Annotated in this window: 20 protein-coding genes and 1 pseudogene; 9 read left to right on the plus strand and 12 right to left on the minus strand. The window is 73.3% G+C overall.

Translation table 11 applies throughout. The features are described from left to right. Nucleotides 1-52: 52 nt before the first annotated feature. The gene (locus TEK04_RS10265; RefSeq protein WP_336404241.1) at nt 53-403 is read right to left on the minus strand and encodes a DUF3499 domain-containing protein; all 351 of its coding nucleotides are present in this window, start codon (nt 401-403) and stop codon (nt 53-55) included. Nucleotides 404-518: 115 nt separating this feature from the next. On the opposite strand from TEK04_RS10265, the gene TEK04_RS10270 reads away from it, so the two are divergent. Both TEK04_RS10270 and TEK04_RS10275 read left to right on the plus strand, forming a co-directional pair. Beyond that, nucleotides 519-974 carry a metallopeptidase family protein gene (locus TEK04_RS10270; protein WP_336404242.1) on the plus strand — a complete coding sequence of 152 codons (456 nt, stop codon included), beginning with the start codon at nt 519-521 and terminating at the stop codon, nt 972-974. Between the two features lie 29 nt (nt 975-1003). Beyond that, on the plus strand, nt 1004-2113 hold the full coding sequence (locus tag TEK04_RS10275; RefSeq protein ID WP_336404243.1) for a hypothetical protein: 1110 nt from the start codon (nt 1004-1006) through the stop codon (nt 2111-2113). A gap of 13 nt (nt 2114-2126) precedes the next feature. On the opposite strand, the gene TEK04_RS10280 is transcribed toward TEK04_RS10275, so the two are convergent. Both TEK04_RS10280 and TEK04_RS10285 read right to left on the minus strand, forming a co-directional pair. Continuing rightward, complete coding sequence (locus TEK04_RS10280) at nt 2127-2939, minus strand: hypothetical protein (RefSeq protein WP_336404244.1); 813 nt, start codon at nt 2937-2939, stop codon at nt 2127-2129. A gap of 52 nt (nt 2940-2991) precedes the next feature. Further along, nucleotides 2992-3318 (minus strand): WhiB family transcriptional regulator, encoded by a 327-nt coding sequence (locus tag TEK04_RS10285; protein WP_336404245.1) that lies wholly within the window; start codon nt 3316-3318, stop codon nt 2992-2994. A gap of 304 nt (nt 3319-3622) precedes the next feature. Here TEK04_RS10285 and cofD point away from each other — a divergent pair, with 304 nt between their 5' ends. Continuing rightward, complete coding sequence (gene cofD, locus TEK04_RS10290) at nt 3623-4573, plus strand: 2-phospho-L-lactate transferase (protein WP_336404246.1); 951 nt, start codon at nt 3623-3625, stop codon at nt 4571-4573. Next, nucleotides 4557-5621: a coenzyme F420-0:L-glutamate ligase gene (locus TEK04_RS10295; protein ID WP_336404247.1), complete on the plus strand. Its 1065-nt coding sequence runs from the start codon at nt 4557-4559 to the stop codon at nt 5619-5621. Before cofD ends, TEK04_RS10295 begins: the two co-directional genes overlap by 17 nt. Nucleotides 5622-5634: 13 nt before the next feature. On the opposite strand, the gene rfbD is transcribed toward TEK04_RS10295, so the two are convergent. Both rfbD and rfbB read right to left on the minus strand, forming a co-directional pair. Beyond that, nucleotides 5635-6516 carry a dTDP-4-dehydrorhamnose reductase gene (rfbD, locus tag TEK04_RS10300; RefSeq protein ID WP_336404248.1) on the minus strand — a complete coding sequence of 294 codons (882 nt, stop codon included), beginning with the start codon at nt 6514-6516 and terminating at the stop codon, nt 5635-5637. After that, on the minus strand, nt 6513-7508 hold the full coding sequence (rfbB, locus tag TEK04_RS10305; RefSeq protein WP_336404249.1) for a dTDP-glucose 4,6-dehydratase: 996 nt from the start codon (nt 7506-7508) through the stop codon (nt 6513-6515). Before rfbB ends, rfbD begins: the two co-directional genes overlap by 4 nt. 36 nt (nt 7509-7544) lie before the next feature. Between rfbB and rfbA the strand changes: the two genes are divergently transcribed. Further along, complete coding sequence (gene rfbA / locus TEK04_RS10310) at nt 7545-8417, plus strand: glucose-1-phosphate thymidylyltransferase RfbA (protein WP_336404250.1); 873 nt, start codon at nt 7545-7547, stop codon at nt 8415-8417. Continuing rightward, a complete protein-coding gene (locus TEK04_RS10315; RefSeq protein WP_336404251.1) occupies nt 8414-9025 on the plus strand; it encodes a dTDP-4-dehydrorhamnose 3,5-epimerase family protein in 612 nt (203 codons plus the stop codon). Before rfbA ends, TEK04_RS10315 begins: the two co-directional genes overlap by 4 nt. Here the strand turns inward: TEK04_RS10315 and TEK04_RS10320 are convergent. Genes TEK04_RS10320 through TEK04_RS10330 form a run of 3 tightly spaced genes read right to left on the minus strand, consistent with a single transcriptional unit; the run spans nt 9010 to nt 11922 of the window. Continuing rightward, nucleotides 9010-9936: a DNA-3-methyladenine glycosylase family protein gene (locus TEK04_RS10320; protein WP_336404252.1), complete on the minus strand. Its 927-nt coding sequence runs from the start codon at nt 9934-9936 to the stop codon at nt 9010-9012. The genes TEK04_RS10315 and TEK04_RS10320 overlap by 16 nt on opposite strands. A gap of 19 nt (nt 9937-9955) precedes the next feature. After that, complete coding sequence (locus TEK04_RS10325) at nt 9956-11047, minus strand: mannose-1-phosphate guanylyltransferase (RefSeq protein WP_336404253.1); 1092 nt, start codon at nt 11045-11047, stop codon at nt 9956-9958. Continuing rightward, nucleotides 11044-11922 (minus strand): glycosyltransferase family 2 protein, encoded by an 879-nt coding sequence (locus TEK04_RS10330; protein ID WP_336404254.1) that lies wholly within the window; start codon nt 11920-11922, stop codon nt 11044-11046. The genes TEK04_RS10325 and TEK04_RS10330 overlap by 4 nt, the downstream gene beginning before the upstream one ends. A 97-nt stretch (nt 11923-12019) precedes the next feature. Here TEK04_RS10330 and glf point away from each other — a divergent pair, with 97 nt between their 5' ends. The 3 genes from glf to TEK04_RS10345 are packed head-to-tail and all read left to right on the plus strand — an operon-like array spanning nt 12020 to nt 15740. Beyond that, nucleotides 12020-13213, plus strand: coding sequence for a UDP-galactopyranose mutase (gene glf / locus TEK04_RS10335; RefSeq protein ID WP_336404255.1), 1194 nt, complete (start codon nt 12020-12022; stop codon nt 13211-13213). Further along, nucleotides 13210-14841: a glycosyltransferase gene (locus TEK04_RS10340; protein ID WP_336404256.1), complete on the plus strand. Its 1632-nt coding sequence runs from the start codon at nt 13210-13212 to the stop codon at nt 14839-14841. Before glf ends, TEK04_RS10340 begins: the two co-directional genes overlap by 4 nt. Further along, complete coding sequence (locus TEK04_RS10345; RefSeq protein ID WP_336404257.1) at nt 14838-15740, plus strand: glycosyltransferase; 903 nt, start codon at nt 14838-14840, stop codon at nt 15738-15740. The genes TEK04_RS10340 and TEK04_RS10345 overlap by 4 nt, the downstream gene beginning before the upstream one ends. 28 nt (nt 15741-15768) lie before the next feature. Here TEK04_RS10345 and glfT1 read toward each other — a convergent pair whose 3' ends face one another. The 4 genes and pseudogenes from glfT1 to TEK04_RS10365 all read right to left on the minus strand — a co-directional run. Continuing rightward, complete coding sequence (glfT1, locus tag TEK04_RS10350; RefSeq protein ID WP_336404258.1) at nt 15769-16635, minus strand: galactofuranosyltransferase GlfT1; 867 nt, start codon at nt 16633-16635, stop codon at nt 15769-15771. Between the two features lie 32 nt (nt 16636-16667). Beyond that, on the minus strand, nt 16668-17429 hold the full coding sequence (gene wzt / locus TEK04_RS10355; RefSeq protein ID WP_336404259.1) for a galactan export ABC transporter ATP-binding subunit Wzt/RfbE: 762 nt from the start codon (nt 17427-17429) through the stop codon (nt 16668-16670). Nucleotides 17430-17440: 11 nt separating this feature from the next. After that, entirely contained in the window at nt 17441-18277 is an 837-nt protein-coding gene (gene wzm / locus TEK04_RS10360) for a galactan export ABC transporter permease subunit Wzm/RfbD (protein WP_336404260.1), read from the minus strand. Between the two features lie 23 nt (nt 18278-18300). Next, nucleotides 18301-19369: pseudogene (locus tag TEK04_RS10365) on the minus strand (N-acetylmuramoyl-L-alanine amidase); the annotation flags it as partial.

Raw genomic sequence — 19369 nt, forward strand, 5'->3', positions numbered from 1 at the left:
GAGGCCGTGCGCAGACCCTAGCGACGCGGTCCGACAACCGCGGCCGGGCGGATCAGGGCAGGTTCGGCAGGACCCGCAGGTGCCCCCGGCGGGTGCCCGACCCGTCGTCGGCGGGGTCGCGTTCGGGCTCGGGCCGGGCCGCCTCGCGGACGGCGTCGGCGAGGGCGAGCAGGTCGTCGCCGGTCGGGCCGGACTCCTCGGTGTCGACCTCGTGCCGCACGACCTCCCAGCCGCGCGGCACGGTGAGCCGCTCGGCGTGGAACTCGCACAGGTCGTAGCTGTGCGGCTCCGAGTAGGTGGCCAACGGCCCGACGACGGCCGTGGACTCTGCGTAGACGTAGGTCAGCGTGGCCGCCGCCGGCTGCGCGCACCCACTGCGCGAGCAGCGACGGGACTGCCTCACCACCGGTTCCTCACGCCTGGCACCCTAGTCCCGCGGCACCGGCTTCGTCAGGAGGCACACCGGCGGGCCACTGACCGACCCCGGCGCGCCGCGGGCGACGTAGGCTCGCGCGGCGATGACACGACCCCCCGCCCGACGCCGCGACCGGCACGGCCGCGGCCTGCGCGGCCCCCTGGTGCCCCCCGGCGTGCCGCTGTCGCGCAGCCGGGCCGAGCAGTTCGACGACCTGGTGCTGGACGCGGTCGAGGACATCGAGCGCCGGTGGGAACGCGAGCTGGCCGGGGTCGAGTTCGCCGTCGAGGACGTGCCATGGGTGGACCACAGCAGCCCCGACGACGTGGTGCTCGACGCCGACGTCCTCGACGACGGCAGCGTGCCGCTGGCGCGCGTGCTGCCCGGACGCCGGGAGGGCGGGGTCGAGCACGCCCCCCGCATCATCGTGTACCGGCGGCCGCTGGAGATCCGCGCGCACGACCCGGAGGACCTCGCCGACCTCGTGCGGGACGTCGTGGTCGACCAGGTCGCCGTGCTGCTGGGTCGGGACCCCGAGGAGATCGACCCGGCCGGCTGACAGACTCGCGGCGAGGAACGGGGGCGGAGATGGGCGCGACACGACGCGTGCTCGGCGGCGGGCTGCTGGTGGTCGCTGCGGTCGCGGCCCCGCTGGCCGTGCTGCTGGGCACGCCGTGGCTCTGGGCGGGGGCCGGGGCCTGCCTCGTCGGCGGCGCCGCTGCGGCGGTGGGCCCGGGTCGGGCCCGCGCGGAGGGGACGACTGCTCCCGTGGTCCCGGGCGGGCGCGAGACCCCGGACGCACCTCCCACCCCCGAGATCGACGACCTGCCCGGGTTCTTCAGCAGTCCGCCGGGGTCGCCCGCAGCGCTGCCCCCGGCCCCGACCCCCGACCCGGCCCCGGACCCAGCCCCGGAACCGGGCGTCACCCCGCCGCCCGCTCCGACCACCACCGGTCCGCCCGGCACCGCCACCGGCACCGGCACCGGCGCCGCAGCGACCGGGTCCGGCTCGCGCGCCAGGACCGGGGCGCTCGTCGCGACCACCGGGGTGGTCGTGGCCGTGCTCGTGGTCGGTGCGGTCGCCTGGGTGTCCACCCGCGGCTCGGACGCGCCCTCGGCGTCCGCCCCGTCCGCACGGTCGTCGTCCCCGCCGTCCTCCGCAGCTCTGTCCTCTGCCGCCCTGTCCTCCGCAGAGCCGTCGTCCGCACCGCTGACCGCGGCTTCGGCCGGTGACCTGGCCGGCACCGACGTGCCCCCCGGCGAGGACGGGTTCCGGGCCGACCTGGCGTTCCCGGGCATCGTGCTGGAGCCCCGCGCGGTGGGGGTGACGGTGGCCTACCCGGCGCTGCGCGTCAGCGGCGACGGCGACCGGGCGGTGGCGCACCTGGAGCTGCCGGTATGGAACTGCCTCGCGGCCGATCCGCCGGCCGACCCGGTGGCGGCGCAGTGCAGCAGGTCGCTGGTGGAGTACGCCGACCTCGGCAGCCCCGACCTCGCGGTCGCCGCCCGCGGCGACGGGGTCGACCTGCAGGGCACCTTCGCCACCTACACCAGGCCGAACGGGTCCGCACCGTCCTACACCGGCCGCGGCTACCCGGTGACCGTGCAGCTGACGCCGACGGCGGGCGGGGTCGCAGCCACCCTGCAGCTGGGGGACGGCGAGGTCGCCGCGACGGGCGGGGGCTCCGTCGGGCGTTGACCGCGGCGGCGGATCAGCGGGACGACGCGGTCAGCGAGACGCAGGGGGCTGCGGGCCCGGTGGCCGGCTCGGGCACCCCGAACCCCCACCAGGGCCGCCGGACGCCGCCCTCGAGCAGGGTGAGCAGTCCGGCGACCGGGCGGTCCTCCGCCAGCACGACCGCGTGCTCGAGGACGCCGGCTGCGGCGTGCACCCGCGCGAGTGCCCGCAGGTCGGCGGCGCGCGCGCCCGCGGGACGGTGGTCGAGGAAGTCCGGCAGCCAGCGCTCCAGGTCGAGGGCGTCGACCGAGCGGGTCACGGCGCCCACGTCGTCGAGCTGGTCGACCAGCGCCCGGGTGCGGGTGGTCCGGAACGCGGCACCGACCCCCAACCGGGCCGCGAGCGCGCGGAGCACGGGGTCGCCCAGCGGGAGCCCGGTCAGTGCGAGGTCCCAGGGCCCCCGCGTGGCGGCCAGCAGGTCGGCGATCCCGTCGGCCAGCAGCGCGGCGACCTCGGCGTCGCGGACGGGCAGGCGTCGGGGTGCGCCGCCGGGCGGCGGGGGTGCGCCGCCGTCACCGAGCAGGCGGAGGTCGGTGGTCCACCGGCCGCGCCGGAGCACCCGGCGGGACGAGAGCAGGGCCGCCCCTGCGGGACGGCCCTGGCGGTGCTGCTCCACGACGACCGCCCGGTGGCGGACCCGGGCCGCGGGCGCCGGCGCTGCGTGCAGCGCCGCGGCCAGCCACGGCCCGCGGGCGGTGGTCGGTACTGCCAGTTCGGTCAACAGCGGGGCCGCGGCGCGGATCTCCCGCACCACCCGCGCCCGCCCCTCGGCCACCCGGATGAACACCTCTGCAGTGAACCGGACGGCACGGCCCCGCGCGTCGGGGCCGGACCCGGATTCAGACCGCCCGGCGGCGCAGGCGGCGCCGCTCACGCTCGGACAGGCCGCCCCAGATGCCGAACCGCTCGTCGTTGCCGAGCGCGTACTCCAGGCACTCGACCCGGACGTCGCAGCCGGTGCAGATCTTCTTCGCCTCGCGGGTCGAGCCGCCCTTCTCGGGGAAGAACGCCTCGGGGTCGGTCTCGGCGCACAGCGCGCGCTCCTGCCAGCCCTGCTCCTCGTCGTCCAGACCCGCGGACCAGTCGAGCCCGGTGAACCCCAGGGCCGGGCCGGTCTCCACGGCGTGCTGCTGCTTGTAGTCGCTCAACCACGACACCTCGGCCATGACGATGCGTCCCCTCTCGCCTTCGTCACGGTGCGTGATCGTCGGGCCACTCCCGACCACCCCGCGCTCCGTGACATCGAGGGAATTACACGCGTGTCGTTGTGGTGGGGTCAAGTCGAGAACATGTAGTCCGGAGCACCACCAGTCACAGGTGTCACGCAGGGTCTCGAGAGGGTCACAAATCTCGGAGACACGCCGCACCCCACCACAGGTGTTGACGACGGAACCGGCCCTTTTGGTCCAGATCATTCCGACACAGATCCGACGTCAACAACTCAATTTGCCATCAGGCACCATGGTGCGCATGCGGATCGTGGTCGTGGCCGGTGGCATCGGCGGGGCTCGGTTCCTCCTCGGCGTCCGAGCCGCCGCCCCCGATGCGGCCATCACCGCGGTCGTCAACACCGGCGACGACGCGACCATGCACGGCCTGCGCATCTGCCCTGACCTGGACTCGGTCATGTATACGCTCGGTGACGGGATCGACCCGGTGCGGGGCTGGGGACGACGCGGGGAGAGCTGGGTCGTCAAGGACGAACTGGCTGCCTACGGGGCCGAGCCGACCTGGTTCGGGCTCGGCGACCGCGACCTGGCCACCCATCTCGTCCGCACCCGCATGCTCGACGCCGGTTACCCGCTGTCGGAGGTCACCGCCGCCCTCGCCCAGCGCTGGCAGCCCGGGGTCGAGCTGGTGCCGATGAGCGACCAGCGGGTCGAGACCCACGTGCTGGTGGACGACCCCGGCACCGGGCGCCGGCAGGCCATCCACTTCCAGGAGTGGTGGGTGCGCCACCGGGCCGAGCCCGAGCCGCACGCCTTCGTCCAGGTCGGGGTCGACGTGGCGCGCCCGGCCCCGGGGGTCGTCGAGGCCCTCGCCGCCGCCGACGCCGTGCTGCTGGCCCCGTCCAACCCTGTGGTGTCCATCGGCACGGTGCTGGGCGTCCCGGGTCTGCGGGAGGCCCTGCTGGCCAGCCCGGCGCGCATCGTCGGGTTGTCGCCGATCGTCGGCGGCGCCCCGGTGCGCGGGATGGCCGACCGGTGCCTGCCGGCGATCGGGGTCGAGGTCAGCGCCGAGGGCGTCGGCCGGCACTACGGCGCACGGTCGGCCGGCGGCCTGCTCGACGCCTGGCTGGTGCACGAGGACGACACCGCCGACGTGCCCGGGGTCGACGTCCGGGCCGTGCCCCTGCTGATGACCGATCCGGCAGCCACGCAGGCGATGGCGCAGGCTGCACTGCATGCCGCCCGCGCATGAGCCACCCCCCGGCCTGACCGTCCACCCCGTCCCCGGCCTGCCCGAGTTCACCCCCGGCGACGACCTGGCCGGGAGCATCGCCGCCGCCGCGCCGTGGCTGGCCGACGGCGACGTCCTCGTCGTCACCTCCAAGGTGGTCTCCAAGGTCGAGGGCAACCTGGTCGCCGTCCCCCCGGGCGCCGACCGCGAGGCCGCGCGGCAGCGCGCGATCGACGCCGAGACGGTGCGGGTGGTCGCCCGCCGGGGTCCGCTCAAGATCGTCGAGACGCGGCACGGATGGGTGGTGGCCGCCGCCGGCATCGACGCCTCCAACACCGCGGCCGACAGCCTCGTCCTGCTGCCCGCCGACGCCGACGACTCGGCCCGCCGCCTCCGGTCCGGCCTGCACGACCGGCTGGGCGTGACGGTGGGCGTCGTCGTGAGCGACACGTTCGGCCGCACGTGGCGCGACGGCCTCACCGACGTCGCGGTCGGCGCCGCAGGTCTGCCCGCCCTGCTCGACCACCGCGGCGACGTCGACGCGCACGGCAACCGGCTCGAGACCACGCAGGTGGCCGTCGTCGACGAGCTGGCCGCGGCCGCGGACCTGGTCAAGGGCAAGCTCGCCGGGGTGCCGGTCGCCGTCGTCCGCGGGTGGCGGTGGACCGCGCCGGGCGAGGACACCGGCACCCGACCGCTGGTGCGGTTGGGCCCGGGAGACCTGTTCGCACTGGGCACGCGCGACGTCGTCCCCACCCGGCGACCGGCTGCGGCACTCACCGCCCGGCCCGGGGCACTCGACGCGGTGGCCACCGCCTTCCGGGCCGCCTCGGCCGCACTGCCGGAGTTCCCGGTGGTCTTCACCTACGGCAGCGACACCCCCGACGTCGTCGACGTACACCTCACCGACGCCCCCTCCGCGACCACCGCGGTCAACCTGGGCGCGCTGGTCGGGGCCGCGCTGGTGCAGCTGCACGCCGAGGGCTGGGCGACCCGGTGGGAGCCGGTCGGCACCCCGGGCGGCTCGTCCCTGGTCGGCCGGCTCCGGCTGGGCGCGGCCGGCGGCTGAGACCCCGACGGGGTCAGGTCCGGGCGTCCACCCGCATCGCCTCGGCGAGCGCGGCCCGCCACCCGCGCCGGGCCGGCAGGCCGGCGCCGTCCCATGTGCTGCCGTCCAGCACCGAGTAGGCCGGCCGCGGCGCCGGGCGTACGAAGTCCGCGGAGCTCGTCGGCAGCACCCGCGCCGGGTTGGCGCCGAGCTCCGCGAACACCGCCTGCGCGAACCCGTGCCAGGACACCTGACCCGCGTTGGTGAAGTGCAGCACCGGCGGTACCGCCAGGTCGGCCGAGCCCAGGGCGACCAGGCCGCCGGCGAGGTCCCACGACCACGTAGGCGAGCCGATCTGGTCGTCGACCACCGACACCGTCTCGCGCTGACCCTCCAGGCTGGCCATCGTGGCCACGAAGTTCTTCCCGTGCCGGCTGTGCACCCAGGCCGTGCGCACCACCGAGGCGTCCCCGCCGGCCGCGGCCACCGCGGCCTCGCCGGTCGCCTTCGTGCGGCCGTATGCCGAGCGCGGGGCCACCGGGGCGTCGACGGGGTAGGGCTCGGTCGCGGTGCCGTCGAAGACGTAGTCGGTGGAGACGTGCACCAGGCGGCCGCGCCCGGCCATCTCCTCGGCCAGCCACCCGGGGGCGTGGCCGTTGACCACCAGGGCGGTGTCCTCGTCGGTCTCGGCGGCGTCGACGGCGGTGTAGGCCGCGGCGTTGACCAGCACCACCCGGTCGGCGTGCGCGGACCCGAGCCACGAGCGCACGGCGCCGCGCACGGATAACTCGTCGGTGAGGTCGACCTCGGCCCGGCCCGCGGCCGTGACCGTGTCGCCGGTGCGCCGGGACAGGTGGTCGACGAGGTCGCGACCGAGCTGGCCGCGTGCGCCGGTGACCAGCCAGGCGGTGCTCACGAGCGGGCCGTGGCTGCGGCCGCCTTGAGCGGTTCCCACCAGGCGCGGTTGTCGCGGTACCACTGCACGGTGAGGGCCAGGCCGTCCTCGAACGTCGTGCGCGGGGCGTAGCCCAGGGCTCCGGTCTTGGAGTAGTCGACCGAGTAGCGCTTGTCGTGGCCGCCGCCGCGAGGGTCGACGATCTCCTCCACGTAGCTCCAGTCGCGGCCGGTGGCGGCCAGCAGCTGCTCGGTGAGCTCGCGGTTGGACAGCTCGCGACCGCCGCCGATGTTGTAGTACTCCCCCGGCGCGCCCTTCTCCACGACCAGCTGGATGCCCCGGCAGTGGTCGTCGACGAACAGCCAGTCGCGCACGTTGGCGCCGACGCCGTAGAGCGGGACCTTCTTGCCGTCGAGCAGGTTGGTCACGAACAGCGGGATGACCTTCTCGGGGAAGTGGTAGGGCCCGTAGTTGTTGCTGCAGCGGGTGATCGAGATGTTGAGCCCGTAGGTCATGGCGTAGGCACGGGCGATGAGATCGCTGCCCGCCTTGGCCGCCGAGTACGGCGAGTTCGGCTCCAGGATGTGGTCCTCGGTCCAGGACCCCTCGTCGACGGAGCCGTAGACCTCGTCGGTGGACACGTGCACCACCCGGCCGACGCCGTGGCGCAGCGACGCCTCGAAGACCTGCTGGGCCCCGAGCACGTTGGTGAGCACGAACTCGGCCGCGCCGATGATCGACCGGTCGACGTGGGACTCGGCGGCGAAGTTCACGACCACGTCGTGACCGGGCAGCGCGGCGTCGAGGTCGGCGGCGACGCAGATGTCGCCCTGCACGAAGCGGTACCGGGGGTCGTCGGCCACGGGCGCGAGGTTGGCCAGGTTGCCCGCGTAGGTCAGCTTGTCGAAGACCGTGACCTCGGCGTCCTCGAACCCGGGGTAGCCGCCGGAGAGCATGGTGCGGGCGTAGTGCGAGCCGATGAAGCCGGCACCACCGGTGACGAGGACGCGCATGACGGGAACCGTAGCGACCGACCCTAGGGTTGCCGCATGCGCGGGATCATCCTCGCCGGGGGCACCGGCAGCCGGCTCTTCCCCATCACGCAGGCGGTCAGCAAGCAGCTGATGCCGGTCTACGACAAGCCGATGGTCTACTACCCGCTCTCGACGCTCATGATGGCCGGCGTCCGCGAGGTGCTGGTCATCACCACCCCGGCCGACCAGGCAGCCTTCGAGCACCTGCTCGGCGACGGGTCGCGGCTGGGCATGCGGATCGAGTACGCGGTGCAGCCCCGGCCCGAGGGCCTGGCGCAGGCCTTCCTCATCGGCGCGGAGTTCATCGGCGACCAGTCGGTGGCCCTGGTGCTGGGCGACAACATCTTCTACGGCGCCGGGCTGGGCACCGCGCTCTCGCGGCTGCCCGACCCCGAGGGCGGCCACGTGTTCGCCTACCACGTCGCCAACCCCGGGGAGTACGGCGTCGTGGAGTTCGACGGCGGGGGGCGGGTGCTGTCGATCGAGGAGAAGCCCACCCGTCCGAAGAGCTCCTACGCCGTCCCCGGCCTGTACTTCTACGCCGCCGACGTGGTCGACGTCGCCCGCTCGATCACCCCCAGCGCGCGCGGCGAGCTGGAGATCACCGCGGTCAACGAGCACTACCTGCGCCAGGGCCGCCTCACCGTCACCGCCCTCGACCGCGGCACCGCCTGGCTGGACACCGGCACGTTCGCCTCGCTGCGGCAGGCCACCGAGTTCGTGTCGGTGGTCGAGGAGCGGCAGGGCCTGAAGATCGGCTGCATCGAGGAGGTCGCCTGGCGCAACGGCTGGCTGGACGACGACGGCCTGCGCCGGGCCGCCGAGCCCCTCGGCAAGAGCGGCTACGGCGCCTACCTGCTGGGGCTGCTGGCCGAGGCCGCCCGGTGAACGTCCTCGAGCTGGCCGTGCCCGACGCCTACGTCCTCGACCTGGTGCCGCACGGCGACAGGCGGGGCCGGTTCACCGAGTGGTACCGCGCCGACGTGCTCACCGAGGCGGTCGGCCACCCGCTGACCCTCGCGCAGGCCAACCACTCCGTGTCCGCCCGCGGCGTGCTGCGCGGCGTGCACTTCGCCCTGGTCCCCCCCGGCCAGGCCAAGTACGTGTACTGCCCCAGCGGGCGCGTCCTCGACGTCGTCGTCGACGTCCGGGTGGGCTCCCCCACCTTCGGCGTGGTCGACGCCGTCGAGCTCGACAGCGAGCACCCGCGCGCGGTGTACCTGGCCGAGGGCCTCGGGCACGCATTCGTGGCGCTGGAGGACCGCACGTCGGTGACCTACCTCGTGTCCACCGGCTACTCCCCCGGTCGGGAGTTCGGCGTCGACCCGATGGACCCCGACCTCGCGCTCCCCTGGCCGACCGACGTCGAGTTCGAGCTGTCGGCCAAGGACGCCGCCGCCCCGACCCTCGCAACGGCCCGCGAGCAGGGTCTGCTGCCGACGATGGCGCAGTGCACCGTCCGGTACGAGCAGCTGCGGGCTCAGAACCGGCGGTAGTCGGTCGGGGCCATCCGCGGCCCGCGCTTGGGCGGGCGGGACCCGCCCACCTCCAGCAGCCGCACGACCCGCTGCCGGTGGCCCCGCCAGGGCTCGAGCAGCTCGAGCATGCCGGCGTCGTCGGTCTTCCGGCCGGCCAGCGACCACCCGACCAGGTTCTTCAGGTGGTAGTCGCCGACACTGACCTGGTCGGGGCAGCCCAGGGCCCGCTGGGCGACCTCGGCCGCCGTCCAGACGCCGATGCCGGGGACCGAGCGCAGCCGGCGGCGCAGGCCCTCGCAGTCGTTGTGGTCGTCGCACTCCAGCCGGGGCGCCACGGACGCGACGGCCAGCAGGGCACGCCGGCGGGCACCGTCGAGACCGCAGCGGTGCCACTCCCAGTCGGTGACCGCCCGGACCCGCTCGGCCGACGGCGCCACCCGCATCGCGGCCGGCGCCGGGCCCGGGGCCGGGTCGCCGGCCAGGCGGCACAGCTGGACCCAGGTCCGGTGCGCCTCGATGCCGGTGACCTTCTGCTCGAGGACCGCGGGGACGAGGGCGTCCCACACCCGGCCGGTCCCGCCGATCCGGAGCCACGGTGATCCCCGGTGCAGCCGCTCGACCAGCGGGTGCCGGTCGGCCGGGAAGTCCTCGGGCCGGTCGTCGGCGCCCAGCCACCGCGGGACCGCGTCCAGCGCCCACGCCGCCCCCGGGCCCCATGCCTGCGCCCGCACCAGCGCCGCGCGGGCGGTCAGCCGGACGGTGGCCGCACCCTCGGGTGTGGTGGTGGTCCGCCAGACCGCGCCGTCGTCGGCGTTCTGCAGGGTGGGGTCGCTGTGGCCGTGCCGGTGCGGCGAGAGCGCACGGTGCACGTCCAGCGGCCAGTCGGCCTGCCAGGTCCGCTCCCGGGGGAGGACGGTCGCGGCGGTCACGGCCCCGAGGGTAGGCGCCTCAGGCGTAGCGGCCGGGGAACCGTTCCTCGGCGGCAGCGAGCAGCTGCTTGACCCGCTCGGCGTCCCCGACCGGGCACACCATGGTCACGTCGGCGGTGTGCACGACGACGCTGTCGCGGACGCCGACGAGGGCGACCAGGTGGTCGGGGTCGTCGGAGAGGACGACGTTGCCGCTGCTGTCGAGAGCGACCACGGGCCCACGGACGGCGTTGCCGGCGTCGTCGGTGTCCAGGGTGTGCGCCAGGGCGGGCCAGGAGCCGACGTCGAGCCAGTCGACGTCCAGGTCGACCACGAGCACCCGGCCGGGCTCGGTGGCCGCGGGCTCGAGGACGGCGTAGTCGACGCTGATCTTCGGCAAGGTCGGGAAGACCTCCTGCAGGGCAGCCTGCCGGTCGTCGGCGGCCACGATCCGGGCCAGCCCGTCGGCGGACTCCGGCAGGTGGTCGCGCAGCGCGTCCAGCACGGTCTGCGCCCGCCAGACGAACATGCCCGAGTTCCAGACGTACTCCCCCGAGTCCAGGTACTGCTGCGCCGTGGCGAAGTCGGGCTTCTCGCGGAAGGAGGCCGCCTCGGCCGCGCCGTCGACCTCGGTGGCCGCGCCCCTCTGCACGTAGCCGAAGCCGGTGGCCGGCGAGGTCGGCGTGATGCCCAGGGTGATCAACGACCGGGGCCGCACGGCGAGGCAGTCGTAGGCGGTGCGCAGCGCCTCGGCGAACCGCTCGACCGGGCGGATGACGTGGTCGGCGGACACCACGGCGAGCTCGGCGTCCGGGTCGACGTCGGCGACCAGCGCGGCGGCCAGGCCCACCGCGTTGGCCGTGTCGCGGGCCACCGGCTCCAGGATCAGCCGGTCGGCGCCGAGCTCCGGCAGCGCCGAGCGGACGGCGTCGCCGTAACGGGCCGCGGTGCACACCCAGATCTGCTCGGTGGGGAGGACGGCCTGCAGCCGCGTGAACGCCTCCGCGAGCAGGCTGTGGGCTCCCCCGCCCTCCTCGGCGACGACGTCGAGGAGCTGCTTGGGCCGGGCCGACCGGGACAGCGGCCACAACCGCGTGCCGGACCCGCCGGCCATGATCACCGCGTGCCTCACGAGGAGGCATCCTGCTGCAGCTCGGCGGCCCCGCGCTGGAAGCGGGCGCCCGCGGCGACCTGACCGCTGACGTAGGACAGCAGCATCCGGCCACCCAACCCGGCCCGCAGCGCCAGCCGGAGCGGCGCATTCGCCGGGCCCGGGTAGCGGCGGGACAGGTAGCGCAGCGCACTGGTGTGGTGCACCCGGGCCATGCGGTGCGGCTGCCGGCGGGTGGCGTGCCCGCCCTCGTGCACCACGACCGCCGAGGGTGCGTAGACGTTCAGGTAGCCTGCGCGGCCGAGCCGCTCGCCCAGGTCGACGTCCTCGAAGTACATGAAGTACCCGGGGTCGAACCCGCCGACGGCCCGGAACGCCTCGAGGTCGACCAGGAAGCACGACCCGGACAGCCAGCCAGCTGCGCGCTCGCGCGGCGCCTCGCGCTCGCGGCGGTAGCGCGCCGTCCACGGGTTGGCCGGCCAGATCCACCCCAGCGCGGCGTGCCCGGCGCCGGTCGAGAGCCGGGGCAGGTCCCGGGCCGAGGGGTACAGCTCGCCGTCGGGCGTGCGGATGGCCGGCCCCACCGCACCGGCTCGGGGCCAGCGGGCGGCCACCGCGAGCAGCTCGTCGACCGAGCCCGGCTCCAGCACGACGTCGGGGTTGGCGACCAGGGCCCAGCGCCCCGGCGCTCCGGCGAGGCCCGCATCCACCGCGGCGCCGTAGCCGACGTTGCCGCCGGTGCGGAGCACCCGCACGTGCTCGTGGGCGGCCGCGGCCGCCTCGGGGGCGCCGTCGGTGGACCCGTTGTCGGCCAGCACGACGTCGACGGGCCGGGCCGTCGCCTCCTGCACGGAGGCCACGAAGGAGTGCACCGCGTCCCCGGGCGAGTAGGTCACAGCCACAACACGGAGAGGACCGGCGTTCGCGTGCACGCGGTGACATTACGACCGGCCGGGCCGAGAACCCCGCCCAGCAACGGTATCGTCGCGTGGCGTGACCCCAGGAAGCCCAGACCTCGTCATCGTCGGCTCCGGCTTCTTCGGCCTGACCGTGGCCGAACGAGTGGCGACGCAGCTGGACAAGAAAGTCCTGGTGCTGGACCGGCGCGACCACATCGGCGGCAACGCCTACTCGGAGAACGACCCGGACACCGGCATCGAGGTGCACCGCTACGGCGCACACCTCTTCCACACGTCGAACAAGCGGGTCTGGGACTACGTCAACCAGTTCACCGACTTCACCGGCTACGTGCACCGCGTCTTCTCGATCCACGACGGCAAGACCTATTCGCTGCCGATGAACCTGGCCACGCTCGGCGAGTTCTTCGGCCGCAGCTTCACCCCCACCGAGGCCCGCGAGCTGGTGGCCGAGCAGTCCGGTGAGATCGAGACCGCCGAGGCTTCCAACCTCGAGGAGAAGGCGATCTCCCTCATCGGTCGCCCGCTCTACGAGGCGTTCATCAAGGGCTACACGAAGAAGCAGTGGCAGACCGACCCCACGGAGCTGCCGGCTGCGGTCATCGCGCGCCTCCCCGTCCGCTACACCTTCGACAACCGGTACTTCAACGACACCTACGAGGGCCTGCCCGTCGACGGGTACACCGCGTGGCTGCAGAAGATGGCCGACCACCCCAACATCGAGGTGCGGCTGTCCACCGACTACTTCGACGTCCGCGACGAGCTGCCGACCGACGTCCCCACCGTCTTCACCGGCCCCATCGACATGTACTTCGACTACGCCGCCGGCGAGCTCGGCTGGCGCACGCTGGACTTCGAGACCGAGGTCCTGCCGATCGGTGACTTCCAGGGCACCTCGGTGATGAACTACGCCGACGAGGACGTGCCCTACACCCGGATCCACGAGTTCCGGCACTTCCACCCGGAGCGTGACTACCCGTCCGACAAGACGGTCGTCGTCCGGGAGTACTCACGCAACGCCGTCGCCGGCGACGAGCCGTACTACCCGGTGAACACGCCCGAGGACCGGGCCAAGCTCGAGACCTACCGGGAGCTGGCCAAGAAGGAGGCCGCCGACAAGCGGGTCCTCTTCGGCGGCCGCCTGGGGACCTACAAGTACCTGGACATGCACATGGCCATCGGCTCGGCCCTGAGCATGTTCGACAACCGGATCCGCCCGTTCTTCGACGAGGGCGCCGAGCTCGACGGCCGGCTGGAGGACGCCGCGTGAACGGCCTGGACCTGCCCGAACCCCACCAGGGCGGACCACTGTTCACCATCACCACCGAGCCCCGCCTGTTCTCCCCCCTCGACGAGCGCGAGCGCCGCCTGCTGGCCGGAGCCCTGACCTACCAGGCCCTCGTCCATCCTGGCGTCGACGTCCGCGTGACCATCACCCGCGCCAACGGCTCGACTCCCCCGTCGTTGACCGACCAGGCCACGCAGCGCGTCGAGTGGCCCGACCACCGGCAGGTCGTCGGCACCCTGGGCGTGCTGTCCACCGGCCAGGACACGCCGCCCACGGGCACCAAGGACGTGGTCGTCGACCTCGGCGGCCCGGTGGAGCAGCTCTCGGGCCTGGTCCGTCTCCCCGGCCGGTTGAACGCGGTCCGCAACGCCGTGCGGGCGCGCGTGCCGGTCGCCTTCGACGCTTTGCGCCAGCGGCAGACCGACCGGTTCGAGAACCGCCGGCTGTCCCGCCCCCTCCCCCGGATCGGCGCGTTCGAGCGCCCCGAGCACACGGCCGGCAGCGCGCAGCCGCCGGCAGTGCTGTTCGGCATGCACTGGCTCGAGCTGGGTGGCGCCGAGCGGTGGGCCGCCGAGACGGTGCGCATGGCCCGCGACGCCGGCCTGCAGCCCATCGTCGTCACCGACCGCGACTCGGCCCACCCCGATGTGGTCCGCGACGTCTTCGACGGTGCCCTGGTCATCCCGCTCACCCACCCGATGACCAGTGACGACGAGTCCACCTTCCTGCGCGCGTTGTTCGACCGCTACGACATCCGCGGCGTGCACGTCCACCACTGCACCTGGCTGTACCAACGGCTGCCCTGGATCCGCGCACAGTTCCCCGGCACCCGGTTGGTGGACTCGCTGCACGTGCTCGAGTGGCGCACTGGCGGCTTCGTCGACATCGCGCTCCGGCTGTCGAACGTGATCGACGAGCACCACGTGATCAGCCCACAGCTGCGCGACTACCTCGTCGACCGACAGGGCCTGAGCCGGTCGAAGGTCACCCTCGCGACCCTGGCCGACCTCACCGTCACCGCCGTCGACCAGCCCCACGACGCGATCGGGGACGACGGGCCGGCCGATCGCCCGCTGACGGTGGCGTTCGTCGGTCGGTTCACCCAGCAGAAGCGCCCCTACCTGTTCCTCCGTCTCGCCCAGACCCTGCACCGCCAGCTCGGCGACCGGGTGCGGTTCGTCATGCACGGCGACGGCGAACTCGGCGACGAGGTCCGGCGCGACCATGCCCGCCGCGGCCTGCAGTCCGTCGTCGAGATGCGGACGCCGTCGACGCCGGTGTCCACCACCCTCGAGGAGGCCGACCTGCTGGTCATCTGCTCGGACAACGAGGGCGTGACGCTCACCTCGTTCGAGGCCGATGCCCACGGCGTGCTCGTGATCAGCAGCGACGTGGGGTCGCAGGCCTCCGTCGTGGTCGAGGACCTCCTGGTCCCGCGGCACCCCGGCCCGCTGCTCGCGCAGACCACCGACCTCGTGGTCGACCTCGCCCGCGACCCAGACCGGCTCGCTGCCCTGCGGGCCGCCCAGCACGACAAGGTGGCGGCGTTCGCCGCGCTCCCCCGGGCGCGCGACTGGACCCGCGACCTCTATGAAAGGTGGAACTCGTGACCCTCGACGTGGCGGCCGTCGTCGTGACGTTCAACCGCGCCGACAAGCTCGGCCGGGTGCTCGACGACGTCCTGGCCCAGGAGCGTCCCGTGGACCGGGTGGTGGTCGTGGACAACGCCTCGACCGACCACACCGCCGAGGTCCTGGCCCGCTACGCCGACCACCCCAAGATCGAGATCATGGTGCTGCCGGAGAACACCGGCGGTGCCGGCGGGTTCGCCACCGGCATGGCACGCGCCTACGAGCAGGGCGCCGACGTCGTCTGGATCATGGACGACGACTGCTACCCGCACCCCGGCGCCGTCGGCGCGCTGCTGCACGGGCATGCCGCCGCCGAGGACAGGATGGGCATGCGGCTGCCGTTCGCCTGCTCGGTGGTGCAGTGGTCCAACGGCGACATCTGCGAGATGAACAACGCCGAGCCGACCTGGGACTGGGCCAAGCTGCTCGTGCACGGCCAGCAGAACGTGCTGGTCAACTCGTGCTCGTTCGTCTCGGTGCTCTTCCCCCGGTGGGCGATCACCCAGTTCGGGTTGCCGCTGCGCGAGTACTTCATCTGGTTCGACGACCAGGAGTACACCCGCCGTCTCATCGCGGCCGGCCCCGGCGTGCAGGTGCTGAACAGCACGGTCACCCACGACCTGGGCGTCAACCGGGGCGTCAACTTCGGTGACGTCAACGACGGCAACATGTGGAAGTTCGAGTACGGCGTGCGCAACGAGGCCTCCTACCGGTGGCACCGCGAGGACCCCTTCGCCGCGGCCCGCTTCGCCCAGCGGCTCTGGCAGGGCCTAGCCGGGGGGAACGTGCCGTGGCGGCTGCGCAAGCGGCTGGCCAAGAAGTTCGTCGAGGGCATCCGGTTCGACCCGCAACCGACCTTCCCTCGAACGGTCCTCTGACCGCTCGTCGTCCCGGCCGGCCGCAGGGTCAGCCGGGACGACGGAAGCGCTCGCGGCGACCGTCCCCGGTCAGCCGCAACCAGGTCCGCAGGCCCGCCCAATCACGACGCGCGGCGAAGAACCACCCGAAGCGGACCAGCTCGAGCGGGTACAGCCAGCGCATCCCCGGCTGGGACATCAGGTAACCGCGGTTGCGGTAGACGAAGAACCGCTTGGCGGCGTCGTCGGGGTACTGCGCCGACAGCCGGCCCCCCAGGATGGGGCGGAACTCGTCGGAGCCCTGCGGGTGGTGGTAGGCCGCCCGCAGCGTCGTGCCGAACGGCACCCCGGCCCGGACGAGGCGTCGGTGGATCTCGGTCTCGTCGCCGCGCAGGAACAGACGCAGGTCCGGCACGCCCACCGCATGCAGCGCCGTGCGCGCGAACAACGCGCCGTTGAACAACGACGCGTAGCCGGGCAAGAAGGTCTGGCCCTCCATCTCCGAGACGCGGTGGGACCACCGCAGCCCCGTGCGCACCGGGAAGGCGAACCGGTCGGGGTCCGCGATGTCGACGACGGCCGGGGAGACCTCGCCGAGCTGGCGGTCGCTGGCCTCGCTCAGCAGCACCTCGAGGGTGTCCGGCGCCCCCGGGCGGCCGTCGTCGTCGGCGCACCACACCCAGTCGGCACCCAGCCGCAGCGCAGTGAGCATGCCGAGCGCGAATCCCCCGGCCCCACCCAGGTTGTCACGGGAGGGCAGGTACTCGACCTCGCCGGGCCAACCGGCCACCACCTGCCGGGTCTCCTCGTCGTCGCCGTTGTCGACCACGACGAGGTGGTCGGGCAGCCGGGTCTGCGCGGCGAGGACGGCGAGGCCCTCGCGCAGCAGTCCTGCTCGCCTGCAGGTGACGATCACCGCGACCACCCGGCCGCCCCCCGCCGCGGCGTTCACGGGGCCGGCTCGGCCGGCTCGGGGAGACCCTTGTAGTGGCGCAGCACGGCCGACAGGGGACCCTGCTCCTTGATGCGCCCGTGCTCCATCCAGATGGCCGTGGTGCACAGCTGCTCGAGGAACTCGTCGGAGTGCGAGGCGAAGACCAGCAGCCCGGCGCGGTCGACCAGGTCGCTGAGCCGGCCCCGCGCCTTCTCCAGGAAGGCCGCGTCGACGGCGCCGATCCCTTCGTCCAGCAGCAGGATCTCCGGGTCGATGCTGGTGACCACGCCGAGGGCCAGGCGGACACGCATACCGGTGGAGTAGGTGCGCAGGGGCATCCGCAGGAAGTCGCCGAGCTCGGTGAAGTCGGCGATGTCGTCGATGCGCGCGACCATCTGCTTGCGGGTCATCCCGAGGAACAGACCGCGGATGATGATGTTCTCCAGGCCGGAGATCTCCGGGTCCATGCCGACGCCGAGGTCGAAGACCGGCGCCACCCGCCCGCGGACCTCGCTGGTGCCGGACGTGGGCTCGTAGATGCCCGAGAGCAGCCGCAGCAGGGTCGACTTGCCAGCGCCGTTGTGGCCCACCAGCCCGACCCGGTCACCGTGGTTGATGTCCACGGTGATGTCGCGCAGCGCATTGATGACGGGGACCTTGGACTCGCTGTCGATGTTGCCGCCGACCATGCCGAGGACCGTCTTCTTCAGGGACCGGCTCTTGGCGTCGAAGATGGGGAAGTCCACCGTCGCGTCGACGGTTCGGATGCTGACCACTGTCGTCCTCCCTAGACCCAGTACGCCACACGGGAGCGGTACTTGCGCATGGCCACCAGGGTGAGGGCCCAGCCGACCACCGTGATGGCCAGCACCACCGCCCAGTGCCGCCAGTGCTGGTCCTGGCCGAGCAGCGGCGCCCGGATGATCTCCAGGAAGTGCAGGAACGGGTTGAACTCCGCGATCCGCGCCCGCTCGGCGACCGTCGGGTTCGAACTGTTCAGCAGGTCCCCGTAGATCCACACGATCGGCGTCATGAAGAACATCAGCTGCACGATGCTCTGGCTGATCGGCACCAGGTCGCGGAAGCGCGTGCTGACGATGCCGAAGAGCAGCGACACCCACACACCGTTGACCATCAGCAGGGCCAGGGCCACGAGGGCCGTCAGCGACCGCCAGGTCAACGGCTGCGGGAAGATCGCCAGCATCACGACGTAGACGACCAGGTTGTGCAGGAAGAACAGGGTCTGCCGCCACACCAGCCGGTAGACGTGCACGCTCAGCGGCGCCGGGAGCTGCTTGATCAGGCCCTCGTTGGCGACGAAGACCTCCGAGCCCTCGTTGATGCACCCGGAGATGAAACCCCAGACGATGAAGCCCACCAGGATGTACGGCAACTGGGTCTCCAGCGGGTTGCCGAAGAGCCCGGCGTAGAGGATCCCGAGAGCCACCGCGGTGACCGCCATGCTGATGGTGATCCACAACGGCCCGAGGACGGACCGCCGGTACCGCTGACGGATGTCCTGCCAGCCCAGGTGGGCCCACAGCTGCCGCTGCGCCCAGCCCCCGGCCAGGTCGCGGACCGTGCGGGCCCACGCCGTCTCGGGCAGGGACGTCGATGCAATCACGCAGGGCACGCTACCCGGCAGGTTCAGCGGACGGTCGTCACCACGGTGCCGTCGGTCCGTCGCAGCACGTGCCCCCCCTCGAAGTCCATCCGACTGCCGCTGGCAACCGGGTACACGTCCGAGGTCGGGTAGCCGAGCTGACCGGTCTCGTAACCGCGTCGCGCCCACTCGTCGTAGAAGGCGCCGTTGAGCACGTGCGCACCGTTCCCCGTCGACCAGTAGACGGCACCCCCCTGGAAAGCGGTGAAGCCACCGCCGGACAACGCCACGGGCTCACCGGTCGGGAAGCCGAGCGGGCCGTACTCGTAACCGGAGGCCGCCCACGCCGACAGGACGGCGCCACGCAGGGCGTGGCCCCCCGCCGACGGGGTCCAGTAGATGGAGCCCCCCTGGAAGTGCTGGTACCAGCCACCGCCCCGAGCAGCCGTGGTCCGGGCCGGTGTGCCCGGGAGGCCCAGCGGCCCCTCTGCCCCGCCCGACCGGGCAAAGGCCTCCCCCAGACCACCGGTGACGGAGAAGGTGCCCAGGGCCGAGCTGTACACGCGACCACCCTGGAACTGCTGCCGCAGCCCACCCGGCACCTGCTCCGCGTCACCCATGGGGTAGCCCAGCGGGCCGTACTCGTACCCCTGCTGCGCGAAGAACTGGTAGAGCGAGCCGGAGACGTCTGCCGCCGGCGAGGCAGGGGACCAGTACAGGTTGCCACCCTCGGTGTGCAGGCCGCGGCCTCCTCCACCGGTGGGGAAGACATCGGTCGTGGGGAACCCCAGCGATCCGGTGACCCCACCGCGGGCGTCGTAGGCAGCCGAGAACGTCGCGTCCAGCACCCGTGCGCCGGTCCGCGCGCTCCAGACGATCGAGCCGTGCTCGAACGTCGACACGATCCCTCCCGGCTGCGCCGACGGGTCGGCTACCGGGAACCCCAACGTGCCCGCGGGCCCCCCTTGCCGCACGTACGCGCTCAGCACGTCTCCGCGCACGGAGCGGCCACCGGTCGACGGGGACCAGAAGATCGACCCACCCTGGAAGGTGCTCACGAACCCCCCGGCCACCGGCACCTCGTCCGCCGTCGGGAAACCCAGCACCCCGGTC

Source organism: Klenkia sesuvii (assembly GCF_037083825.1).
Taxonomy (GTDB): domain Bacteria; phylum Actinomycetota; class Actinomycetes; order Mycobacteriales; family Geodermatophilaceae; genus Klenkia; species Klenkia sesuvii.

Excerpts from the sequence above, each read along its gene's own strand:
- TEK04_RS10270 (WP_336404242.1), top strand. The coding sequence starts at position 519 with ATGACACGACCCCCCGCCCGACGCCGCGACCGGCACGGCCGCGGCCTG.
- TEK04_RS10275 (WP_336404243.1), top strand. The coding sequence starts at position 1,004 with ATGGGCGCGACACGACGCGTGCTCGGCGGCGGGCTGCTGGTGGTCGCT.
- TEK04_RS10285 (WP_336404245.1), bottom strand. The coding sequence starts at position 3,318 with ATGGCCGAGGTGTCGTGGTTGAGCGACTACAAGCAGCAGCACGCCGTG.
- cofD (WP_336404246.1), top strand. The coding sequence starts at position 3,623 with ATGCGGATCGTGGTCGTGGCCGGTGGCATCGGCGGGGCTCGGTTCCTC.
- TEK04_RS10295 (WP_336404247.1), top strand. The coding sequence starts at position 4,557 with ATGCCGCCCGCGCATGAGCCACCCCCCGGCCTGACCGTCCACCCCGTC.
- rfbB (WP_336404249.1), bottom strand. The coding sequence starts at position 7,508 with ATGCGCGTCCTCGTCACCGGTGGTGCCGGCTTCATCGGCTCGCACTAC.
- rfbA (WP_336404250.1), top strand. The coding sequence starts at position 7,545 with ATGCGCGGGATCATCCTCGCCGGGGGCACCGGCAGCCGGCTCTTCCCC.